Raw genomic sequence first — 21,185 nt, 5'->3', positions numbered from 1 at the left:
CCACAGGATCCCAGTGGGAGCGGATACATCCTTAGTATACCGAAAATCACGCATGTATACAACTGAAAATTTGACGAATTTTTAAAGCATTCCTTGTGAAAACCGCTGGAATTTATGAAAATGGCCTATTTTGGGGCAAAAACCCATCCTTACCCCCTTGACTTATTTGTATACAACAGCATAAAATAGGGGTAGTCGGGGGCCGCACCGTGGCGGCTCCGGTTTTGAGCAAAGCAACATAAAAAGGAGAACAGCAAAATGGAAACTTTGAATTACAAGGTTTTGGCAGAGACTGGTTACAACGGCTACGTCCTCAAGGATGCCCCGGTCAAGGTGATGCAGTTCGGTGAGGGCAACTTCCTCCGCGCGTTCGTGGATTACTTTATTGATATCGCCAACGAGAAAGCCGGCTTCAACGGCAAGGTCAAGCTGGTGCAGCCCATTGCCAACTTCCCCCAGATGGCTGACTGGATCAACGAGCAGGAGGGCCTGTACACCCTGTACCTGCGCGGCAGTGAGAAAGGCCAGAAAGTGGACGCCAAGCGCGTGATCTCCTGCGTGTCCGACTGTGTCTGCCCTTATCAGGATGGCAAGTGGGCTGAGGTGCTGGAGCTGGCTCGCTCCGAGGATCTGGAGATCATCGTCTCCAACACCACCGAGGCCGGCATCGCTTACACCCAGGGCGACAGCGAGTTCGATCAGGTGCCCCCCAACAGCTTCCCCGCAAAGCTGACCCGCGTGCTGTATGAGCGCTACAAGGCATACAACGGCGCTGCCGACAAGGGCCTGGTCATCCTCTCCTGCGAGCTGATCGACAACAACGGCAAAGAGCTGAAGAAGTGCTGCAACAACTACGCCAAGGACTGGAACCTGGACGCTGCTTTCCTCGACTGGATGAACAACGCCAACACGTTCTGCTCCACTCTGGTGGACCGCATCGTCCCGGGCCGCATTCGTGACCCGAAAGAACTGGCTGCCCTGGAAGAGGCCAACGGCTACCACGATCAGGTGCTGGATGTCGGCGAAGTGTTCGGCGTCTGGGTCATCGAGGGCCCCGCGGGCCTGGAGGACAAGCTCCCGTTCAAGAAAGCCGGCGTCAACGTCATGGTCGTGCCCGATGTCACTCCTTATAAGAAGCGCAAGGTCCGCATCCTGAACGGTGCCCACACCGGTTTTGTTCTGGGCGCTTACCTGGCTGGCTTTGATATCGTCCGTGACTGCATGCACAACGATACCGTCCGCGGCTTCATGAACAAGATGCTGCACGAGGAGATCATCCCCACCCTGCCTCTGGACAAGAAAGACCTGGAAGATTTTGCTTCCGCTGTGGAAGACCGCTTCAACAACCCGTTCGTCAACCACGAGCTGATGAGCATTTCCCTGAACTCCACCTCCAAGTGGAAAGCCCGCAACATGCCCTCTTTCCTGGCTTATATCGAGGAGCAGAAGCAGCTGCCCAAGTGCCTGACCATGTCTCTGGCAGCCTATATCGCATTCTATTCCAACGACATCCAGGAGCGCGCCGCCGACGGCCTGATCTGCAAGCGCCCGGCCGGCAACACCTATAAGATCCAGGATGACGCATGGGCTCTGGACTTCTACTATGCACACAAGGACGACACCGCCGCTCAGCTGGTGCACGCTGTCCTGTCCAACACCCAGATGTGGGATCAGGATCTGACCAAGATCGAGGGCCTCGAGGCCGCTGTCCTGGCTGATCTGGAGCTGATCCGCTCTCAGGGCGCTGAGGCTGCTTACAAGAGCTGCCTGTAATTCGACAGAATATTTTCCCCGCACATCAAAGGGCTGCTGCTTTGGGCAGCAGCCCTTTTGTGCTTTTGAGAGTACAAGGAGAGAAACTATGCCGCAGGCAATTCACATCAGCCCCATCGACAACGTCGTTGTCGCGCTGCATCCCATCGCCAAGGGCACTCTGGTGGAGGTAGACGGCCTTTCCGTCACCGCGCTGGAGGATATTCCCCAGGGCCATAAAATGGCCGTGAAGCCCATCAAGAACGGCGAGAACGTCATCAAATACGGCTTCCCCATCGGCCATGCCACCGCCGATGCCGAGCCGGGCACCTGGATGCACACCCACAATGTCCACACCAACCTTTCCGGTGAGGTGGAGTACAGCTACAATCCCGCCCCCGATCTGGCTCCCCTGCCCAAGGCGGCTCCGGAGACCTTTATGGGCTTCCGCCGCAAGGATGGCCGCGCCGCCATCCGCAACGAGATCTGGATCATTCCCACCGTCGGCTGTGTCAACGATATCGCCAAGAAGATGGTGGCCGACAACCAGGATCTGGTCACCGGCAGCATCGAGGGCCTGTATACCTTTACCCATCCGTTTGGCTGCAGCCAGACCGGCCATGATCATGCACAGACCCGCAAGCTGCTGGCGGCTCTGGTCCGCCACCCCAATGCCGCTGCCGTTCTGGTGCTGCATCTGGGCTGTGAGAACCTCCAGCATGACCAGTTCGTGGAAGAGCTGGGCGAGTACGACCACGACCGGGTCAAGTTCCTGACCTGCCAGGACGTGGACGACGAGTTCACCGCGGCCCGCGAGATCCTCAAGGAGCTGGCTGCTTATGCCGGTCAGTTCCAGCGCGAACCCATTCCCGTCAGTGAGCTGGTGGTCGGCATGAAGTGCGGCGGCTCGGATGGCCTGTCCGGCATCACCGCCAACCCCACCATCGGCCGCTTCTCCGATATGATGGGCCAGCGCGGCGGTTCCACCGTCCTGACCGAGGTGCCCGAGATGTTCGGTGCCGAGGGCTTCCTGATGGATCGCTGCATCAACCACGACGTCTTCGTCAAGGCTGAGAAGATGATCAACGGCTTCAAGGAGTACTTCATCAGCCACAACGAGGTGGTTTACGACAACCCCTCCCCGGGCAACAAGCAGGGCGGCATCACCACCCTGGAGGACAAGAGCTGCGGCTGTGTCCAGAAAGGCGGCACCGCCCCCATCATGGACGTCATCGGCTACGGCGACCCCGTGGTGACCAAGGGCCTGAATATGCTCTACGGCCCCGGCAATGACCTGGTCTCCGCCACGGCCATGACAGCAGCCGGCGCGCACCTCATCCTCTTCTCCACCGGCCGCGGCACGCCGTTCTCGGCCCCGGCCCCCACCCTGAAGATCTCCACCAACACCCCGCTGGCCCAGAAGAAGTCCGGCTGGATCGACTTCAACACCGGTGTCATCGCGGATGGAGAGAAGACCATCGACGAGGCCGCGCACGACCTGCTGGATCTGGTCATCCGCGTTGCCAGCGGTGAGCAGACCAAGGCCGAAAAGCACGGCTTCCGCGAGATCTCCATCTTCAAGGACGGCGTTGTTCTGTAATGGATCAGAGGCTGCTGTGTGCCCTGTGGTGCACGGCGGCCTTTTTGTGCATTGATTCTTAATTTCGACCCGCGGAACGCGGGCAAAAAAACAGGAGGACAAACTTTATGAATCAGATCACTACCCAGTACGTCACGGAGAACGGTGCCTGCTACGAGCAGTACGTCATCACCGACCCCGCCGCCAAGACGGCCCTGACCATCACCCCCGAGCGCGGCGGCATGATCACCGGCTTCACGCTGGACGGCGAGGAGTACATCTGGACCCGCCGCCCCAACTTCAGCGAGTGCAACCGCCCCCGCTTTGGCGTGCCCGTGCTCTTCCCCAGCTGCGGCAACCCGGACAACGGCGTGCATCTCTTTGACGGCAAGGCCTACCCTATGGAGTGCCACGGCTTTGCAGACCTCTGCGCCTGGGAAGTGGAGAGCGTCGGCCCGGACGGCGTGAGCCTTGTGCTGGAGTCCACCCCGCTGACCAAGTTCCTCTACCCGTTTGATTTCACCCTGCTGGTGAACTACAATCTGGAGGGCAGCAAGGCCACCATCAGCATGACCGTCATCAACGAGGGCGACAAGCCGATGCCGTTCAGCTTTGGCTACCACCCCTACTTCAACGCCTCTGCCCTGGAGAACGTGGACTTCAACATCCAGTGCGCTACCTGCTCTGAGAACGCCAAGGGCGAGCAGCCCGCTGCCCCGGAGAAGATCACCCTGACCCGCAAGGAGGGTGCCGACAACTCCATCCGCCTGCTGACCGGCGTGGAGTTCCCCATGAGCTTTACCGACAAGGGCAACGGCCACAAGGTGACTGTGGACGCCGACGAGACTTTCACCAACGGCGTGCTCTGGCAGCAGGATGCCGAGAGCTTCGTCTGCATGGAGCCCTGGAACGGCTGGGCCAACAGCGTCAACGAAGAGGGCAAGCACGAGGTGCTGGAGCCTGATGAGGCCATGACCAGCGAGTGGAGCATCACCATTGAGAAAGTCTGAAAATCCGCTTTCCTGAACATCTGAACAAAAAATCTCCCGCGGTGTGCACAGGCATCCGCGGGAGATTTTTTATTTAAATCACATAATCGTTTCCGGCTTCTTCCGGGGCTGCCAGGTCTGCGAGGGTGATCTTGCGGAAGTAATCCGAGATCATTTCGTCCAGGCCTTTCCACATGTTATAGGTGCGGCATTCGGCCATCCGATGGCAGGTGGGTGCTCCGGGAGTCAGGCAGCTCACCGTTGCCAGATTGCCCTCCGTCAGGTTCAGGATCTCCTCCACCGTGTACTGCTCCGGGCTGCGGGTCAGGCGGTAGCCGCCGCCCTTGCCGCGCAGGCCCTCCAGAAACCCGTTCTGCACCAGCACCTTGAGGATGTTCTCCAGATATTTCTCCGAGATCTCCTGCCGGGCGGCTACTTCTTTCAGGGGGACATATTTATCTGACTGGTGTTCGGCCAGATCGATCATCACACGCAGCGCATAACGCCCTTTGGTTGAAACAATCATCCGTTTTTCTCCTTTGATTGCAAAGTGATTTACCGTTTTTGATTTTAAACCTATTATACAACAGGGTTTGTAACTTTTCAATCCGATTTTTTCGCATTTTTCCATTGACAAGGGCAGGGCACAAGCGTATAATGCTATCAAACCCACAAACCATATTGGTTTATAGAGTTGTGTGAACAGCCGGGGCCGCCCCGGAACAGCAGGGCCAAGCGCCCACATAGGGAGGACAAAGTATTATGAGCAAGATTTATACTTCCGCGGATCAGCTGATCGGCCACACTCCGCTGCTGGAGCTGACCCACATTGAAGCACAGGAAAACCTGCCTGCCAAGATCCTGGCCAAACTGGAGTATTTCAACCCGGCCGGTTCCGTCAAGGACCGCATTGCCAAGGCCATGATCGACGACGCCGAGGCTTCCGGCAAGCTCAAACCGGGTTCCGTCATCATTGAGCCCACCTCCGGCAACACCGGCATCGGCCTGGCTGCCGTGGCGGCTGCCAAGGGCTACCGCATCATCATTGTCATGCCTGAGACTATGAGCGTGGAGCGCCGCCAGCTGATGAAAGCCTATGGCGCGGAGCTGGTCCTGAGCGAGGGTGCCAAGGGCATGAAAGGTGCCATTGCCAAGGCCGATGAGCTGGCAAAGGAGATTCCCAACGCATTCATCCCCGGCCAGTTCGTCAACCCCGCCAACCCCAAGGCTCATGTTGCCACCACCGGCCCCGAGATCTGGGATGACACCGACGGCAAGGTCGATCTCTTTGTGGCAGGCGTCGGCACCGGTGGCACTGTGACCGGTGTTGGCCAGTACCTGAAGAGCCAGAACCCGAATGTCAAGGTCGTGGCTGTGGAGCCCGCCTCCTCCCCTGTCCTGAGCAAGGGCACTGCCGGTGCACACAAGATCCAGGGCATCGGCGCAGGCTTTGTCCCCGCTGTGCTGGACACCAAGGTCTACGATGAAATCATCGCCGTGACCAACGAGGACGCCTTTGCAACGGGCCGCCTCATCGGCCACAAAGAGGGCGTGCTGGTGGGCATCTCCTCCGGTGCAGCCGTCTGGGCTGCCATCGAGCTGGCAAAGCGCCCGGAGAACAAGGGCAAGAACATTGTGGTCCTGCTGCCCGATACCGGCGACCGTTACCTCTCCACCCCGCTGTTTGCGGAATAAGAAAAAGCTCTCACCCTTGACAAAAATGTGAGAGCTGTCGTATAATAACATTAGAAAAGGCGCTGGTTCGCAAACGGCTAGCTCCTTACCATTACAAAGTCAAGAAAAATGACCGCTCTGGGTTGGGGAACTTTGAGGCGGTCATTTTTTCTTGTCTTTATCGCTATGAGAAACAGTCCATTTACAATCCAATTGGAGCGTATGACATGAACTACTACGTTGCCCCCATGGAGGGGCTCACCGACCGGGTGTGGCGGCAGGCCCACCAGAAATGGTTCGGCTGGGCAGGAGGCCCGGCCCGCTATTACGCGCCCTTTTTGTCCCCGCCGGAAAACCGCGTTCTCATCAAAAAGAAGATGGCGGAACTGGCCCCGGAGGCCAACCCCGGCGTGCCCGTTATCCCGCAGCTGCTGGCCAAGGATGGCGAGCTGGCTGCCTGGATGATCGGCGAGCTGCGGAAGCTGGGCTATACCGAGGTCAATCTGAACTTCGGCTGCCCCGCCGGAACGGTTACCGCCAAGGGCAAGGGTTCCGGAATGCTGCGGGACCCGGCCAAACTGGACGCCTTTCTGGAGGCTGTTTTCTCTCATGCAGAGGGCCCCATCTCGGTCAAGACCCGGCTGGGCGTGGAGAAACCGGAGGAATTTGCGGCCATCCTTACCATCTACAACCGCTACCCTATCTCTGAACTGACCATTCACCCCCGTGTCATGCGCCAGCTCTACCGCGGGCAGGCTGACCAGGAGGCCTTTGCCGCCGCCCTGCCCCAGTGCAAGCCGCCGGTCTGCTACAACGGTGATATCACCACCACAGGGCAGCTCCATGGGCTGGAAGCGGAATTTCCCACCCTTTCCGGCATCATGATCGGCCGGGGCATCATTGCAGACCCGGCTCTCTTCCGCAAGGCACTGGGCGGCCCTGCTGCCACCAAAGCCGAGCTGCGGGGCTATCTGGACGACCTCTACCACGGCTATACCGAGCTCTTCGGCAGCGCCGGGTGTGCCATCAGCCGGATGAAAGGCCACTGGTTCTATCTCGTCCACTGCTTTGCCGACTCTGAAAAGTTGGAAAAGCAGCTGAAAAAGCTGCGGGAGCCCTGGGAGTATGAGACGGTCGTGAATCAGATTTTTACTTTGCCGCTTATTTAAAAAAGTCCGCTGCCATACAGACAGCGGACTTGAAAGGACAGATGGAAGCTCAGACGTTCAGATAGCTGCGCAGCAGTGCCTGCAGCAGGTCATCGCGGTCCACCTTGCGGATCAGCGAACGCGCGCCCTTGTACGTCGTAATGTAAGTCGGATCTTCGGAGAGGATATAGCCCACCAGCTGGTTGACCGGGTTATACCCTTTTTCTTTCAGTGCGTCGTACACCTGCTGCACGACTTCGTGGATCTCATCGTCCTTTTGATCGTGGATCGAGAAAATAGCAGTTGCGTCACCCACGCAAGACACCCCCTTCGATAAACTATGATTTATTGTACACGAAATGCGGCAAAACTTCAAGATTCCGGGGCCGTATTTGCACATTTTGCTCAAAATTTTCTGACAATTCCATGCAATTTGGCGGGTGGTTTTCCACCGAAAGGAGCGTTTTATGCTGTATGGCATTGGGTGCGACCTGTGTGAGGTCGCCCGGATGGAAAAAAGCCTCTCCGGGGCCCATGGCCCGGCCTTTGTTCGGCGGGTGTTCGGCCCGGCAGAGCAGGCCGCGCTGGGCCTTGGTGCAGAGGCGGAGCCCTGGCCCGCCGGGCGGGCTTCCGCCCATAAGGCTGCCAGTGCGGCGGCTGATTTTGCCGCCAAAGAGGCATTCCTCAAGGCGGCAGGCACAGGGCTTGCCGCGCCGTTCTCCCTGTGTGAGATCGAAGCCGTCCGCCTGCCCTCCGGGGCCCCGAACTATCGTTTCTCCGGCAAAACGGCGGAGTGGGTGGCGGCGCGCCGCCTGACCGCAAAGCTCTCTCTCAGCCACGACGGCGGCATGGCACTGGCGTTCTGCACGCTGGAACAGCTGCCCCCGGAAACCTGACCGCACCTGGTGCATACAATGGAATAAACCGCGCCGCGTGCATAGCGGCCCTCTCCCCCGCCCATACTAAGGGCAGCAGGGAGGCCTGCGCACCACATAGCGGCGCTGCCTCCCCAACTGCAAGGAGGGAGATTCCATGGAGGTACACAGAGGAGAAGTTTTCTACGCCGACCTCTCGCCCGTGGTCGGCTCAGAGCAGGGCGGCATCCGCCCGGTGCTCATCGTGCAAAACGAGATCGGCAACCGCCACAGCCCCACCGTCATTGCGGCCGCCATTACATCCCGGCTGGACAAAGCCCGCCTGCCCACCCACATCAATATCCGGGCAGAGGACACAGGCCTTGCCAAGGACAGCGTGGTGCTGCTGGAGCAGATCCGCACGCTGGACAAACACCGCCTGCGGGAGCGGGCCGGGCAGATCACCCCGGAGGACCAGCGGCGGGTCAATCAGGCACTGGATGTCAGCCTGGGGCTGGATTCCTATTAAAAACAACAGACGAAAAAGGCACAAAAATGCCGCTCCCATCCGGTCTGGATGAGGGCGGCATTTGTTGTTTTGTGGAAGATCTTCTGTTTACCCGTTCTTGGCGGATTCCTCTGCATCGTGGAGCAGCGCTTGCTCGCGGATCTTGGCCAGCGTTTCCTCGCTGAGGATATGCTCTGCCTTGCAGGCGTCCTCGGCAGCGATCTTCTCGTCCACGCCCAGCTGCATAAAGAAGTGGGTCAGCAGACGGTGGCGGCTGTAAATGCGTTCCGCGATCTCACGGCCCGGATCCAGCAGGGTCAGGTTGCCCTCGCCGTCCACCGCGATATAGCCGTTTTCCCGCAGTTTTTTCATGGCAATGCTGACGCTGGCTTTGGTATAGCCCAGCTCATTGACCACGTCAATGGAGCGCACCCGGCCCATCCGCTGGGTCAGCATCAGGATAGTTTCAAGGTAATCTTCCGCGGATTGGTGGATCTGCATGGTTTGTTCGGCCTCCTGCCTTTTCCCCGCAGGGAATTTGTTCGCCGGGCATAACAGCCCGGTTAGTATATAATAGGATATCACATTCGGCAGGATGTTGCAAGCCGTTCCCAGTAGGTTTGTATAAACAAACTAAAATCATTCTTCGATTTTGTGTTATTTCACCTGTGCTTCCCGGTAAGCTTCTGGCCCAGATAAATATAAGTCTCCGCCGTGGGCATCCAGAATCACCGTCAGGGGCATCTCCTCCACGGTCAGGCGGCGGACAGCCTCACAGCCGAGGTCCGGCCAGGCGATGACTTCCAGCGTTTTGACACTCTGGGCCATCAGGGCACCGGCTCCGCCCAGCGCCGCCAGATAGACTGCCCCGTTGCGGACGACCGCTTCCTTGACCGCCGCGTCCCGCTTGCCCTTGCCGATCATGATTTTGTTGCCCAGGTCCAGCAGACGGGGGCTCATGGCGTCCATCCGGCCGCTGGTGGTGGGCCCTGCCGAGCCAATGATCTCGCCCGGGCGCTCCGGGGTGGGGCCAACATAATAAATGGCACTGCCCTCCAGATCAAAGGGGAGCTTCTCGCCCTTGTCCAGTGCCTCCAGCATCCGCTTGTGGGCCTGGTCACGGGCGGTATACACCACACCGGACAGCAGCACGGTGTCGCCTGCTTTGAGAGGAGCCAGATCTTCCGCCGTGCAGGGAGTTGTGAGTTTGTATTGCATGGTCGTTTCCTCCTTACAGCTGTGCACTGGCCCGCCGGGTGACATGGCAGGAGACATTGACGGCTACGGGGAGGCCCGCCACATGGGTGGGCATCTGCTCAATGGCAAGGCCCAGGCAGGTGGTCTTGCCGCCAAAGCCCTGAGGCCCGATGCCCAGCTCGTTGATGGCCGCCAGCAGCTCCTGCTCCAATGCCGCGTAATAGGGGTCCGGGTTGGGGACATCCAGCGGGCGGAGGAGGGCTTTCTTGGCCAGATACGCCACCTTATCAAAGCTGCCGCCCACGCCAATGCCCAGCACGATGGGCGGGCAGGGGTTGGAACCTGCCTGCCGCACGGTGTCCAGCACGAACTTTCGAAAGCCCTCCACACCATCGGCGGGCTTGAGCATCTGGATGCGGCTCATATTCTCGCTGCCAAATCCCTTGGGGGCCACCGTGATGGTGCAGCCGTCACCGTCCACCAGATGCACGGTGATGGCCGCCGGGGTGTTATCGCCGGTGTTGCCGCGGCGGAGCGGGTCGGCCACGATGCTTTTGCGCAGGTAGCCGTCGGTATAGCCCCGGCGGACGCCCTCGTGGATGGCCTCCTCAAAATGCCCGTCAATGTGAACATCGGTGCCCAGCTCCACAAAGACGCAGGCCATGCCGGTGTCCTGGCAGATGGGCAGGTTCTCTTCTTTGGCGGCGGAGAGGTTGGACCAGAGCAGGTCGAGGGTGTTTTTCGCCAGCGGCCAGGGCTCTTCTGCCCGGGCTTTGGCCAGCGCTGCCTCCACATCTTTGGGCAGGCGGGTGTTGGCCTCGATGCAGAGCCGGGCCACGGTATCGGTGATGGCCTGTGCCGAAATGGTTCTCATCTCAACGCCTCCCTCTTACAGGCGGGCGACGCCCGTTTCCCGGGCAGCCTTTGCCACGGCGTTGGCCACAGCCTCGGCCACGCGGGGGTCAAAGGCACCGGGGATGATGTTCTCCTCGCTGCGGTCTGCGTCGGTGATGAGGTCGGCGATGGCGTAAGCGGCGGCCAGCTTCATCTCGTTGTTGATGTCCCGGGCACGGACGCTCAGGGCACCCTTGAACAGACCCGGGAAGCAGAGCACGTTATTGACCTGGTTGGGGAAATCGCTGCGGCCGGTGGCCATCACGCGGACACCGCCCGCCTTGGCCTCGTCGGGCATGATCTCGGGCGTGGGGTTGGCCATGGCAAAGACGATCGCATCCTGATTCATGGTCCTGCACAGCTCGGTGGTCAGGATGCCGGGCTTGGACACGCCGATGAAAACATCGGCCCCGGCCAGCGCCTCTTTCAGGCCGCCCTTGATCTGACGGGGGTTGGTCACCTCGCCCAGCCAGTTCTTGTGGGCCTCCGCGCTGTTGCAGCCCTTGTACAGGGTGCCGAACTGATCCACTGCAATGATGTCCTTTGCACCGGCGGTCATCAGCATCTTGATGATGGCCGTGCCGGCCGCGCCGGGGCCGTTCAGGACGATATGCACATCCTCCATCTTCTTGCCCACCACACGGAGGGCGTTGATGAGGGCGGCGGTCACGACAATGGCGGTGCCGTGCTGGTCATCGTGGAAGACCGGGATATCCAGCTCTTTTTCCAGTGTCTCCTCGATCTCAAAGCACTCGGGGCTCTTGATATCCTCCAGATTGATGCCGCCGAACGTGGGCGCAATGGCCTTGCAGGCCGCAATGACGCTGGCCGCGTCGTGGGCGTCGATGCAGATGGGGAATGCGTCCACCCCGCCAAATTCCTTAAAGAGCACGGCCTTGCCCTCCATGACCGGCAGACCGGCCTCGGGGCCGATGTCGCCCAGGCCCAGCACAGCGGTGCCGTTGGAGACGACTGCCACCATGTTGCTCTTGAAGGTGTACTTGTACACGTCCTCCGGGTTCTCCTTGATCTTGCGGCAGGGCTCTGCCACGCCGGGGGTGTAGGCCGTGGAAAGGTCGTCGCGGGTCTTCACTTCCACCTTGCTGACGATGCCGACTTTCCCGTGATGGCTCTCGTGCATTTCGAGAGCAGCTTTGTTGTAATCCATGGGGCGTTCCTCCTGTTTTTGTATTAGCTCCTGCTTTTTATAATAACAAAACCCGGTGGGCATTTCCACCGCTTTTCCCAGTTTTCCGCCCGGGTTCCCGCAAAAGTCCGACAAAGTCGAACGTTTATTTGTGGAAATTTTGCAAAAAACTTTTCTTTTTCATTTTTACCCCTTATAATAGAGCATGTTTGATTTGCGCACCGCCGGGGCTCCCCGGCATTCCAACAGGAGGTATTCTTTTGAAACGTAGCATCACCAAGGCGCTCTGTCTGGTCTGCGCCGGAGCTCTGGCTCTGGGCGCGGCAGGCTGCAGCAAGTCCGACAGCTCTTCTTCCGCTTCCAGCGAGGCCGCCAGCAGTGTTCTGGGCTCCGCGGCGGATTACGATTACCAGAACTTCACTTACAGCGATGGTCTGGATGAAAACGGCTACTGGGAGGGCATCCGGGCACTGGATTATGTCACCCTGCCGGAGGATTACGCTTCCATCCCGGTCCAGCGTGCCGACGTAGAGCCCACCAGCGAGGACGTGCAGGCCCAGATCGACAGCCTGCTCAGCCAGAACTCCACCACCCAGGACGTGACCGACCGTGCCGCGGCCAACGGCGACACCGTCAACATTGATTACGCCGGCACCGTGGACGGCGTGGCCTTTACCGGCGGCACCTACACGGGCTACAGCCTGACGCTGGGCAGCGGCTCTTTCATCGACGGCTTTGAGGACCAGATCGTTGGCCACAAGCCCGGCGAGACCTTTGACGTGACCGTCACGTTCCCGGACGGCTACCGCGACTCCACCGATGCCGACGGCAACGCGCTGGTGCTCAGCGGCAAGCAGGCGGTCTTCTCTGTCACCCTGAACTCCATTGAGGAGGAGGTCCTGCCCGAGCTGACCGACGCCTGGGTGGACGAGAACTACGGCACCAGCGATGACCTGCACAGTGTGGAGGCCCTGCGGGCGTTCTGCCAGCAGCAGCTCTACACCTCCAACCTCAACACCGCCGTCATGGATTACCTGATGGACAACGCCACGTTCCGCGAGGTGCCCAAGGCCGTGACCGATTACCAGGTGACCCAGTGCCTCAACTATTATTATAAGATGGCCCAGTACTATGGCTACGATCTGGACACGTTCGTCCAGTCCATGCTGGGCTATGACAGTGCCGATGCCATGCTGGCCGCCATGGCCAACAGCATTGCGTCCTACGCAAAAGAGGCCCTGCTCTACCAGGCTGTGGCCGAGGCCATGGATCTGGCCCCCACCCAGGAGCAGATCGACACCTACTCGGCTTACACCGAGGCCTATGGCGCCAACTACTGCACCATGATCGCCCTGATGGATACCGTGACCGACGCCCTGACTACCGGCGCGCAGGTAAAATAATTTTCCCGCGTTCTTTTCCAGCATTCCGCACTCTCCCGCTGCCGGGAGAGTGTTTTTATTTGCAAACTTTTTGTGAATTCTCCGCTCAGCTTCTTCCGCCCTATTGACAAAGTGGGTTGTTTGGAGTATATTTTTAGCAGTCAAACAGATAGAGTGCTAATGCAGAATTAGCAAAGTTCAATCTTGTTTGATAAATCTCATTTAAAAACCAACTTCCGGTATGAATGGAGGTCGATTCTATGAATACCAATCAATATACCCAGAAGACACTGGAAGCACTGCAGGCTGCCCAGCAGCTGGCGGTGGAGTACCAGCACAACGCCATGGAGCCGGAGCACCTGCTCCATGCACTGGCCACCCAGGAGCAGGGCCTGATCCCGCAGCTGCTCCAGAAGCTGAATGTGGACGCGGGCAGCTTCTCCGCCGCTGTGGCTGAAAAGCTCTCTGCCATGCCCCGGGTGTCCGGCTCCGGCCGTGACCCCGACAAGGTCTATATCTCGCAGGCAACGGATAAGGTCCTGAGCGCCGCCGCCCGGGAAGCCAAGGCCATGAAAGACGATTACGTCAGCGTCGAGCATGTGTTCCTCGGCCTGCTGGATGAGCCAACCCAGAACTGTTCCGATCTGTTCCGCGCGTTCAGCATCACCAAGGATAAGTTCCTGCAGCAGCTGACCGCCGTGCGCGGCAACCAGCGTGTCACCAACGACAACCCCGAGGACACCTACAACGCCCTGCAGAAGTACGGCCAGGACCTGGTGGATCTGGCCCGCAAGCAGAAGCTGGACCCTGTCATCGGCCGTGACCAGGAGATCCGGAACGTCATCCGCATCCTGTCCCGTAAGACGAAAAACAACCCCTGCCTCATCGGTGAGCCGGGCGTCGGCAAGACCGCCATTGCAGAGGGTCTGGCCGAGCGGATCGTCCGCGGCGATGTGCCCGAGAACCTGAAAGACCGCACCGTGTTCAGCCTGGACATGGGCGCTCTGGTGGCCGGTGCAAAATACCGCGGCGAATTTGAGGAGCGCCTGAAGAGCGTGCTGAACGAAGTCAAGAAGAGTGAGGGCAAGATCATCCTCTTCATTGATGAGCTGCACACCATCGTGGGTGCCGGCAAGACCGATGGTGCCATGGACGCGGGCAACCTGCTCAAGCCCATGCTGGCCCGCGGCGAGCTGCACTGCATTGGTGCCACCACGCTGGACGAGTACCGCCAGTATATCGAGAAAGACCCCGCTCTGGAGCGCCGTTTCCAGCCGGTGCAGGTGGATGAGCCCACGGTGGAAGACACCATCTCCATCCTGCGCGGCCTGAAAGAGCGGTACGAAGTGTTCCACGGCGTCAAGATCAGCGATAACGCCCTGATCGCCGCTGCTACCCTCTCTGACCGCTATATCACCGACCGCTTCCTCCCCGATAAGGCCATTGACCTGGTGGATGAGGCCTGCGCCATGATCAAGACCGAGATGGACAGTATGCCCAGCGAGATGGATGATCTGGCCCACCGCATCACCCAGCTGCAGATCGAGCAGGTCAGCCTGAAAAAGGAGACGGATGCCCTGAGCCAGAGCCGCCTGAAAGAGCTGGAAAAAGAGCTGGCCGAGCTGCAGGATCAGTTCCGCAGCATGAAAGCAAAGTGGGAGAACGAGAAGAACGCCATCGGCAAAGTGCAGACCCTGCGCGAGCAGATCGAGCAGACCAATGCCGCCATTGAGAAAGCCCAGCGTGAGTACGACCTGAACAAGGCCGCCGAGCTGAAATACGGCAAGCTGCCCGGGCTGCAGAAACAGCTGGAAGCCGAAGAGAAGCTGGCCAACGAGAAGAAAGAGGACAGCCTGCTGCGCGACCGCGTGACCGACGAGGAGATCGCCCGCATCGTGGCCCGCTGGACCGGCATCCCCGTGGAGAAGCTGGTGGAGGGCGAGCGCGAGAAGCTGCTGCATCTGGACGATGTGCTCCACAAACGGGTCATCGGCCAGAATGAGGCCGTGACCAAGGTGAGCGAGGCCATCCTGCGCAGCCGCGCCGGCATCGCCAACCCCAACCGCCCCATCGGCAGCTTTCTGTTCCTGGGCCCCACCGGCGTGGGCAAGACCGAGCTGGCCAAGGCGCTGGCACAGGCCCTGTTTGATGATGAACGCAACATGGTGCGGATCGACATGACCGAATATATGGAGAAGTTCAGCGTCAGCCGCCTGATCGGCGCGCCTCCGGGATACGTCGGTTATGAAGAGGGCGGCCAGCTGACCGAGGCCGTCCGCCGCAAACCCTACAGCGTGGTGCTGTTTGATGAGGTGGAAAAAGCCCACCCCGACGTCTTCAACATCCTGCTGCAGGTGCTGGACGATGGCCGCATCACCGACAGCCAGGGCCGTACCGTGGACTTCAAGAACACGGTCATCATCCTGACCTCCAACCTGGGCAGCGACATCATCCTGAACGATCTGGAGCAGCGCCGCGCCAACGGCTCCAACGAGCTGAGCGACGAGGCAAAGCATCAGATCGACGCCCTGCTCAAGAGCAAGTTCCGCCCCGAGTTCCTCAACCGTCTGGACGAGATCGTCTACTACAAGAGCCTGACCAAGGACGAGATGCGGAGCATCGTGGACCTGCAGCTGGACGACCTGCGCCGCCGCATGGATGAGGGCAAGCACCTCAAGCTGGACGTGACCACCGCCGCCAAGGACTTCATCATTGATTCCGCCTACGACAGCGTCTATGGCGCGCGGCCCATCAAGCGGTTCATCCAGAGCCGGGTGGAGACCCTCATCGCCAAGGCCATCATCCGGGGCAGCTACGCCGAGGGCGCTACCCTGACGGTGGATTATGACGGCAATGCCCTGACGCTACGCTGAAATTCCCCTTAGATTTTACCCGTTTTGTTCCCACGGACAGGTGGTAACGCTTGCACCGGGGGACTGAATATGATATTATAGTCTTTGAACATGTGCTTTTCATCGCGAAACAGTCACGGTGGGAAGCACATTTTTAGTATCAGCAGCCTGGAAGCAGTTTTCCCGCCGCCGGCGGGGAAACTGCCCCGTCATCCGCTGCGTGCCCGTTTGGGCCAGAAAATATCAAACAGAAAGTTGAGTGTGATTTCCCTTTATTATGGACGATGGCAGTATTACGCTCTTGGTGGCGCTGGTGATCCTGGTGGCATTCTCCGCCTTTTTCTCCGCCTCCGAGACCGCATTCTCTTCCCTGAACCAGATCCGTCTGAAAAGCCGCGCGGAGGACGGCGACACGTCCGCCGCCCGGGTGCTGGCCATGTCGGAAAAATACGACAAGCTGCTCTCCACCATCCTCATCGGCAACAATATCGTCAACATTGCCGCCGCTTCCATCGGCACCATCCTGTTTACCCAGATGCTGGGGCAGGAGCGGGGCGCGACAGTCTCCACCATCGTGCTCACCATCGTGGTGCTGATCTTTGGCGAGGTAACGCCCAAGAGCCTGGCCAAGGAGATGCCGGAGACCATTGCCACGGCAGTGTCCCCGGTGCTCAACCTGCTGATGCTCCTCTTTACCCCGCTGACCTGGCTGTTTACCCAGTGGAAAAAGCTGCTGGGCAAGTTCATCCACAGCCGTGAGGAAGATACCATCACCGAGGGTGAGCTCATGACCATGGTGAGCGAGGCCGAAAACGACGGCGAGTTGACCGACCGCGAGAGCCAGCTCATCCGCAGCGCCATTGAGTTCGACGACGTGGAGGTGGAAGAGATTCTGACCCCCCGCGTGGACGTGGTGGCCGTGGAGGACAACATCTCGCTGGAAGAGCTGGCCCAGACCTTTGCGGAATCCGGTTATTCCCGCCTGCCCGTCTATCATGATACCATCGACAACATCATTGGCGTGGTACATGAAAAGGACTTCTACCTGGCCCGGCTCAAAAAAGCCACCACCGTGGAAGACCTCATCGCACCCACCCTGTATACCACGGGTTCCACCCAGATCTCCCAGCTGCTGCGCACCCTGCGGGAGCAGCACCACCACATGGCGGTCGTCGTGGACGAGTACGGCGGCACCGAGGGCATCATCACCCTGGAAGACATCCTCGAGGAGCTGGTGGGCGAGATCTGGGATGAGCACGACGAGGTGACCGAGGACTTCCGCCAGCAGTCGGACGGCAGCTGGCTGGTGTCCGGCTCTGCCAGCGTGGATGACCTCTACGAGACGCTGGGCCTGCCCGAGGACGAGGACATTGATTCCAACACCGTCAACGGTCTGGTGCAGGAAAAGACCTGCCACCTGCCCAAGGTGGGCGACCATTTCACGCTGGACAATTTCAACGGCGTGGTCACCCGCACGGCCAAGCGCCGCGTGACCGAGGTGCGGTTCACCCCCATCCCCGCCCCGGCGGAAAAAGAGGACGACCATGACCGGGAAAAATGGTTACCCTCCCGCCACCTGCAAAACCACAATTAAGCAAAAACCCCTGAGACGCGGCTGCGTCTCAGGGGTTTTGTGTTCTATTGCGTTGGAAACGGTTACTGCTTTTTCCAACGGCGCATAACGCCCATGCCCAGTGCATAAGGGCCGGTGTGCACCGCGATGGTGCAGCCGATCTGCAGCAGCTCTACCTCACAGGCGCTGCCCGGGTACCTGGCCAGCAGGGCGGCGCGGGTCTGCATCCAGAGCCGCTTGCCCTCTTCCTCATCGTAGCCATAACCCACGGTGACACAGTAGTCGTCCGGGTTCGCGTTGTTGCTGTCGAGATAAGCCATCAGCTGCTCCAGCGCCTTTTCAAAGCTCTTCTGGCGGCCGCGTGCCATGCCGCCGGAGAAGATCTCGCCCTCTTTGAAGAGGATCATGGGCTTGATGCCCAGGATATTGGCCGCGCGGCCCGTCACCTTGCCGATGCGGCCGCCCTTGATGAGATAATCCAGGTTGCCCACGGTGAAGAAGATCTGGTTGGTGACGCGCTCGGCGCTCAGCCAGACCACAGCCTCTTCCAGCGTGCAGCCTGCGTCCCGCATGGCCACCGCGTTTTCCACCATTTCCGATTCCGTCACGGTGGCCGCCGTGGAGTCCATCACCTCGATCTTTGCATCGGGGTAATCCTCCAGCACCAGCTCCCGGGCGTTGCGGGCGCTGCCCACACAGCCGCTCATCTTGCTGGTAAAGCACAGGCAGAGGGTGGGGCGGCCTGCTTCGGCCTGGCGGCGGAAGATCTGCTCAAAGTCCTCCAGCGAGGGCAGGCTGGTCTTGGGGTAAGCGGAGGGGTTATCTACCATAAACTGGTAGAAATCCCGCACCGCGATCTCCTTGCCCTCCTTGCGGTAATGCTCGCCATCCAGCGAGACATAGAACGGCACAACTTCTACATTGTACTGCTTTGCCTTTTCCGGGGTCCAGTCACAGGCACTGTCGGTAATGATATCAAACATAAACGCACGCTTCCTTTGTTCCGGATAAACGCCCAGTGGCTCAGACCACGTGGTGGATATAAGCCTCACGCTCCGCGCCGACCGAGATATAGGTGATCTTGCAGCCCACAGCCTTTTCCAGGCGCTCCACATAGTCACGGGCCTCCTGGGGCAGGTCCTCCCACTTGCGGGCTGCGGTGATATCGCAGTGCCAGCCGGGCAGATACTCCACCACGGGCTGTGCGGTATCCAGTGCCTCGCCCATGGGGAAACGGGTGGTGGTAGTACCATCGCTCAGCTTGTAAGCGGTGACCATGGGGATCTTCTCCATGTAGTCCAGCACGTCCAGCAGGGTCAGAGCCACTTCATCGCAGCCCTGGCAGAAGACGCCGTAGCGGCTTGCCACCAGGTCGATGGGGCCCACGCGGCGGGGACGGCCGGTGGCAGCGCCATACTCGTGGCCAGCCTCACGCAGGGCGTGCTTCTCTTCCTCGGTCATCGCCAGCTCCGCGGTAAAGGGGCCGTCGCCGACGCAGGAGGAGTAAGCTTTCATCACGCCGATGGAGTTGTTCAGCTTGTGGCCCGGGATGCCGGCACCGATGGGTGCGTAAGCGCCGATGACGTTGGAGGAGGTGGTGTAGGGGTAGATGCCGAAGTCGATGTCACGCAGAGCGCCCAGCTGTGCTTCAAACAGCACTTTCTTGCCGGCGGCGTCTGCATCAGCCAGGTACTGGCCCACATCGCAGATATAATCCTTGAAGATGGCTGCATACTGCTCTAGCCATGCCCACATCTCATCCACGCTGATGGGAGCGGCGTTGTAGCTGCCCTCCATCACCAGGTTCTTGGAATCCACCATGGTAACCAGGCGCTTCTTGACAGAGTCGTCCAGATGGAGCAGGTCGCCCATGCGGAGGGTCTTCTTCATGTACTTATCGCCGTAAGCGTAAGCAATGCCGCGCTTGGTGGAGCCGAACTGCGCGCCGGTCTTGGACAGGCGTGCCTCTTCCAGACCATCCTGCTCCACATGGTAGGGCATTGTGATGGTCGCACGGTCGGAGATCTTCAGGTTGGCGGGGCTGATCTCGACACCCTGCTTGCGCAGGTTCTCGATCTCGCCCGCCAGATGGTGCGGGTCGATGACCATGCCGTTGCCCATAACGCAGACGACGTTGGGGCGGAGAATGCCGGAAGGCAGCAGATTCAGCACAAATTTACCGCGCTCGTTCTTCACGGTATGGCCGGCGTTGTTGCCGCCCTGATAGCGCGCGACAATGTCGTACTCCTGGCTGATCAGGTCGACCATGCGGCCCTTGCCCTCATCGCCCCAGTTGATACCCGTAATTGCAGTAAGCATAATAAATGACCTCTTTGTAATTTTTCAAAAGACAGCCTTTTCCGTGCACCTTGCCCGGGATACGCCACCTTGGAAACAACATTTGGCCGCGCCGCCTGCGCCCGGCAGACCGCAACAGCTCAAGTATATTATAGCACGATTGCGCAACCGAAAAAAGAGGGAAAACCGCTTTTGTACGACTTTTCCCTCTCTGCACCCCCTTTTGTCTGGGTAGTACCTGATTTTATCAGAAATTCAACCTCTCAGGCCGCGCTCTGGCGCGTCCAGCCGTCCTCCCTTTGTCGCTAGCGCGACATCTCCCTCCGGCCGGAGGGAGTCATTCCTATCAGGGGAGCCAAATAGCGGAAATCAATCTTTCTTTGCCAGCTTATGGATGGTGCCGTCCGGCTCCTGGATGGAGGTGTTGTTCAGCTGGGCACGGAGGCTGGCCTTGATGTCGTCCAGGTACTCCCGGCGCAGGGCCTGCTGCTCGGCTTTTTCGGCCTCCGTCAGGCCCGTGGTCTTGCTTTTGTGTGCCAGCTCGTTGATGCGGGCAATTTTCTCATTCGTCATGGTGTACTCCTGTATTTTATCGGAAAGTGTGATATAATTAGCATAGCCTCTCAGGCGCTTTGCTGGGTGACGGAGAGGTTTAATCCAGTATACCAAAGGATGAAACCCATGTCAAAGCAGTTGAATTTTGCACAGCAGATGGACGAAGTGTTGAAAACATTGGCCCCCGCCCGGCCAAAGCTTCTGCTCCACGCCTGCTGCGGGCCCTGCTCCAGCGCCGTGCTGGAACAGCTGTGCCAGTATTTTGAGATCACTGTCCTCTACTATAACCCCAACACCTGGCCCGCGGAGGAATACTACCGCCGGGGCGAGGAGCTGAAAAAGTTCGTGGCCGCCGCCCACCCGCTGGGGGTAACGGTGGTGGAAGACCACTACGACCCGCAGGAGTTCTACACCGCCGTGCAGGGGCTGGAACAGGAGCCCGAGCGGGGCAGCCGGTGCACCGTCTGTTACCGGCTGCGGATGCGCCGGGCGGCCCAGTATGCCGCCGAGCACGGGTTCGACTGGTTCACCACCACCCTCTCCATCAGCCCCCATAAGGACGCCAAGCGGATCAACGAGATCGGCCAGCAGCTGGAAGAAGAGTTCGGTGTAAAGCACCTGCCCTCGGATTTCAAAAAGCACAACGGCTACCTGCGCAGTTTGCAGCTCTCGGAGGAATACGGCCTCTACCGGCAGGATTACTGCGGGTGTGAGTTCAGCGCCCGGGCCCGCGGGCTATAACAAAAACGTCCACCCTGACGGATGGACGTTTTTGTTTTGCCG

The 21,185-nt window shown here is 59.5% G+C and carries 20 protein-coding genes; 11 read left to right on the top strand and 9 right to left on the bottom strand.

The genetic code is table 11. From position 1 onward, the window contains the following. Positions 1 to 258 precede the first annotated feature (258 nt). From C4N22_RS12040 to C4N22_RS12030, 3 genes are all read left to right on the top strand, one after another. Entirely contained in the window at positions 259 to 1,773 is a 1,515-nt protein-coding gene (locus C4N22_RS12040; RefSeq protein WP_112149138.1) for a tagaturonate reductase, read from the top strand. Positions 1,774 to 1,861: 88 nt separating this feature from the next. Continuing rightward, positions 1,862 to 3,352 (top strand): UxaA family hydrolase, encoded by a 1,491-nt coding sequence (locus C4N22_RS12035; protein ID WP_112149137.1) that lies wholly within the window; start codon positions 1,862 to 1,864, stop codon positions 3,350 to 3,352. 107 nt (positions 3,353 to 3,459) lie between these two features. Further along, complete coding sequence (locus C4N22_RS12030) at positions 3,460 to 4,341, top strand: galactose mutarotase (RefSeq protein ID WP_022256513.1); 882 nt, start codon at positions 3,460 to 3,462, stop codon at positions 4,339 to 4,341. A gap of 73 nt (positions 4,342 to 4,414) precedes the next feature. Here the strand turns inward: C4N22_RS12030 and C4N22_RS12025 are convergent, their stop codons facing one another. Then, positions 4,415 to 4,846 carry an RrF2 family transcriptional regulator gene (locus C4N22_RS12025; RefSeq protein WP_112149136.1) on the bottom strand — a complete coding sequence of 144 codons (432 nt, stop codon included), beginning with the start codon at positions 4,844 to 4,846 and terminating at the stop codon, positions 4,415 to 4,417. 236 nt (positions 4,847 to 5,082) lie between these two features. Between C4N22_RS12025 and cysK the strand changes: the two genes are divergently transcribed. Both cysK and C4N22_RS12015 read left to right on the top strand, forming a co-directional pair. Next, complete coding sequence (cysK, locus tag C4N22_RS12020) at positions 5,083 to 6,015, top strand: cysteine synthase A (RefSeq protein WP_112149135.1); 933 nt, start codon at positions 5,083 to 5,085, stop codon at positions 6,013 to 6,015. Between the two features lie 206 nt (positions 6,016 to 6,221). Further along, positions 6,222 to 7,163, top strand: coding sequence for a tRNA dihydrouridine synthase (locus C4N22_RS12015; protein ID WP_112149134.1), 942 nt, complete (start codon positions 6,222 to 6,224; stop codon positions 7,161 to 7,163). Between the two features lie 49 nt (positions 7,164 to 7,212). On the opposite strand, the gene C4N22_RS12010 is transcribed toward C4N22_RS12015, so the two are convergent. Then, a complete protein-coding gene (locus C4N22_RS12010; protein ID WP_022256517.1) occupies positions 7,213 to 7,458 on the bottom strand; it encodes an IreB family regulatory phosphoprotein in 246 nt (81 codons plus the stop codon). A 151-nt stretch (positions 7,459 to 7,609) separates the two neighbouring features. On the opposite strand from C4N22_RS12010, the gene C4N22_RS12005 reads away from it, so the two are divergent. Beyond that, complete coding sequence (locus C4N22_RS12005; protein WP_112115970.1) at positions 7,610 to 8,038, top strand: holo-ACP synthase; 429 nt, start codon at positions 7,610 to 7,612, stop codon at positions 8,036 to 8,038. Positions 8,039 to 8,174: 136 nt separating this feature from the next. Next, positions 8,175 to 8,525: a type II toxin-antitoxin system PemK/MazF family toxin gene (locus tag C4N22_RS12000; RefSeq protein ID WP_022256519.1), complete on the top strand. Its 351-nt coding sequence runs from the start codon at positions 8,175 to 8,177 to the stop codon at positions 8,523 to 8,525. Positions 8,526 to 8,612: 87 nt separating this feature from the next. On the opposite strand, the gene C4N22_RS11995 is transcribed toward C4N22_RS12000, so the two are convergent. The 4 genes from C4N22_RS11995 to C4N22_RS11980 all read right to left on the bottom strand — a co-directional run bounded on the left by C4N22_RS11995 (position 8,613) and on the right by C4N22_RS11980 (position 11,763). Further along, complete coding sequence (locus C4N22_RS11995) at positions 8,613 to 9,005, bottom strand: metal-dependent transcriptional regulator (protein ID WP_022256520.1); 393 nt, start codon at positions 9,003 to 9,005, stop codon at positions 8,613 to 8,615. 156 nt (positions 9,006 to 9,161) lie between these two features. After that, positions 9,162 to 9,767 (bottom strand): Fe-S-containing hydro-lyase, encoded by a 606-nt coding sequence (locus C4N22_RS11990; protein WP_347476114.1) that lies wholly within the window; start codon positions 9,765 to 9,767, stop codon positions 9,162 to 9,164. Further along, positions 9,736 to 10,575, bottom strand: a complete 840-nt coding sequence (locus C4N22_RS11985; RefSeq protein WP_112149132.1) for a fumarate hydratase — start codon at positions 10,573 to 10,575, stop codon at positions 9,736 to 9,738. Before C4N22_RS11985 ends, C4N22_RS11990 begins: the two co-directional genes overlap by 32 nt. 15 nt (positions 10,576 to 10,590) lie before the next feature. Next, entirely contained in the window at positions 10,591 to 11,763 is a 1,173-nt protein-coding gene (locus tag C4N22_RS11980) for an NAD(P)-dependent malic enzyme (protein ID WP_112149131.1), read from the bottom strand. Between the two features lie 239 nt (positions 11,764 to 12,002). On the opposite strand from C4N22_RS11980, the gene tig reads away from it, so the two are divergent. The 3 genes from tig to C4N22_RS11965 all read left to right on the top strand — a co-directional run bounded on the left by tig (position 12,003) and on the right by C4N22_RS11965 (position 17,570). Further along, positions 12,003 to 13,145: a trigger factor gene (gene tig / locus C4N22_RS11975; protein ID WP_242981019.1), complete on the top strand. Its 1,143-nt coding sequence runs from the start codon at positions 12,003 to 12,005 to the stop codon at positions 13,143 to 13,145. A 239-nt stretch (positions 13,146 to 13,384) separates the two neighbouring features. Continuing rightward, positions 13,385 to 15,997: an ATP-dependent chaperone ClpB gene (clpB, locus tag C4N22_RS11970; protein ID WP_112149130.1), complete on the top strand. Its 2,613-nt coding sequence runs from the start codon at positions 13,385 to 13,387 to the stop codon at positions 15,995 to 15,997. A 256-nt stretch (positions 15,998 to 16,253) separates the two neighbouring features. Then, positions 16,254 to 17,570, top strand: coding sequence for an HlyC/CorC family transporter (locus tag C4N22_RS11965; RefSeq protein WP_112149129.1), 1,317 nt, complete (start codon positions 16,254 to 16,256; stop codon positions 17,568 to 17,570). Between the two features lie 62 nt (positions 17,571 to 17,632). Here the strand turns inward: C4N22_RS11965 and C4N22_RS11960 are convergent, their stop codons facing one another. The 3 genes from C4N22_RS11960 to C4N22_RS11950 all read right to left on the bottom strand — a co-directional run bounded on the left by C4N22_RS11960 (position 17,633) and on the right by C4N22_RS11950 (position 20,420). Beyond that, positions 17,633 to 18,532 carry a DegV family protein gene (locus C4N22_RS11960; RefSeq protein ID WP_022256818.1) on the bottom strand — a complete coding sequence of 300 codons (900 nt, stop codon included), beginning with the start codon at positions 18,530 to 18,532 and terminating at the stop codon, positions 17,633 to 17,635. A gap of 40 nt (positions 18,533 to 18,572) precedes the next feature. Beyond that, a complete protein-coding gene (locus C4N22_RS11955) occupies positions 18,573 to 19,868 on the bottom strand; it encodes an adenylosuccinate synthase (protein WP_112115976.1) in 1,296 nt (431 codons plus the stop codon). 348 nt (positions 19,869 to 20,216) lie between these two features. After that, complete coding sequence (locus C4N22_RS11950) at positions 20,217 to 20,420, bottom strand: DUF896 domain-containing protein (RefSeq protein ID WP_022256820.1); 204 nt, start codon at positions 20,418 to 20,420, stop codon at positions 20,217 to 20,219. A 99-nt stretch (positions 20,421 to 20,519) separates the two neighbouring features. Here C4N22_RS11950 and C4N22_RS11945 point away from each other — a divergent pair, with 99 nt between their 5' ends. After that, a complete protein-coding gene (locus C4N22_RS11945; RefSeq protein WP_112149128.1) occupies positions 20,520 to 21,143 on the top strand; it encodes an epoxyqueuosine reductase QueH in 624 nt (207 codons plus the stop codon). Positions 21,144 to 21,185 lie beyond the last annotated feature (42 nt).

It is taken from the genome of Faecalibacterium prausnitzii, assembly GCF_003287495.1.
Lineage (GTDB): Bacteria > Bacillota > Clostridia > Oscillospirales > Ruminococcaceae > Faecalibacterium > Faecalibacterium prausnitzii_I.
The sequence above is the reverse complement of the archived record's forward strand: the minus strand, read 5'-3'. Positions and strand labels throughout refer to the sequence as shown.

Bases quoted from the DNA above. Each gene is read 5' to 3' on its own strand.
- C4N22_RS12040 (WP_112149138.1), top strand. From the start codon at position 259: ATGGAAACTTTGAATTACAAGGTTTTGGCAGAGACTGGTTACAACGGC.
- C4N22_RS12035 (WP_112149137.1), top strand. From the start codon at position 1,862: ATGCCGCAGGCAATTCACATCAGCCCCATCGACAACGTCGTTGTCGCG.
- C4N22_RS12030 (WP_022256513.1), top strand. From the start codon at position 3,460: ATGAATCAGATCACTACCCAGTACGTCACGGAGAACGGTGCCTGCTAC.
- C4N22_RS12025 (WP_112149136.1), bottom strand. From the start codon at position 4,846: ATGATTGTTTCAACCAAAGGGCGTTATGCGCTGCGTGTGATGATCGAT.
- cysK (WP_112149135.1), top strand. From the start codon at position 5,083: ATGAGCAAGATTTATACTTCCGCGGATCAGCTGATCGGCCACACTCCG.
- C4N22_RS12015 (WP_112149134.1), top strand. From the start codon at position 6,222: ATGAACTACTACGTTGCCCCCATGGAGGGGCTCACCGACCGGGTGTGG.
- C4N22_RS12005 (WP_112115970.1), top strand. From the start codon at position 7,610: ATGCTGTATGGCATTGGGTGCGACCTGTGTGAGGTCGCCCGGATGGAA.
- C4N22_RS12000 (WP_022256519.1), top strand. From the start codon at position 8,175: ATGGAGGTACACAGAGGAGAAGTTTTCTACGCCGACCTCTCGCCCGTG.
- C4N22_RS11995 (WP_022256520.1), bottom strand. From the start codon at position 9,005: ATGCAGATCCACCAATCCGCGGAAGATTACCTTGAAACTATCCTGATG.
- C4N22_RS11990 (WP_347476114.1), bottom strand. From the start codon at position 9,767: ATGTCACCCGGCGGGCCAGTGCACAGCTGTAAGGAGGAAACGACCATG.
- C4N22_RS11985 (WP_112149132.1), bottom strand. From the start codon at position 10,575: ATGAGAACCATTTCGGCACAGGCCATCACCGATACCGTGGCCCGGCTC.
- C4N22_RS11980 (WP_112149131.1), bottom strand. From the start codon at position 11,763: ATGGATTACAACAAAGCTGCTCTCGAAATGCACGAGAGCCATCACGGG.
- clpB (WP_112149130.1), top strand. From the start codon at position 13,385: ATGAATACCAATCAATATACCCAGAAGACACTGGAAGCACTGCAGGCT.
- C4N22_RS11965 (WP_112149129.1), top strand. From the start codon at position 16,254: ATGGACGATGGCAGTATTACGCTCTTGGTGGCGCTGGTGATCCTGGTG.
- C4N22_RS11960 (WP_022256818.1), bottom strand. From the start codon at position 18,532: ATGTTTGATATCATTACCGACAGTGCCTGTGACTGGACCCCGGAAAAG.
- C4N22_RS11955 (WP_112115976.1), bottom strand. From the start codon at position 19,868: ATGCTTACTGCAATTACGGGTATCAACTGGGGCGATGAGGGCAAGGGC.
- C4N22_RS11950 (WP_022256820.1), bottom strand. From the start codon at position 20,420: ATGACGAATGAGAAAATTGCCCGCATCAACGAGCTGGCACACAAAAGC.
- C4N22_RS11945 (WP_112149128.1), top strand. From the start codon at position 20,520: ATGAAACCCATGTCAAAGCAGTTGAATTTTGCACAGCAGATGGACGAA.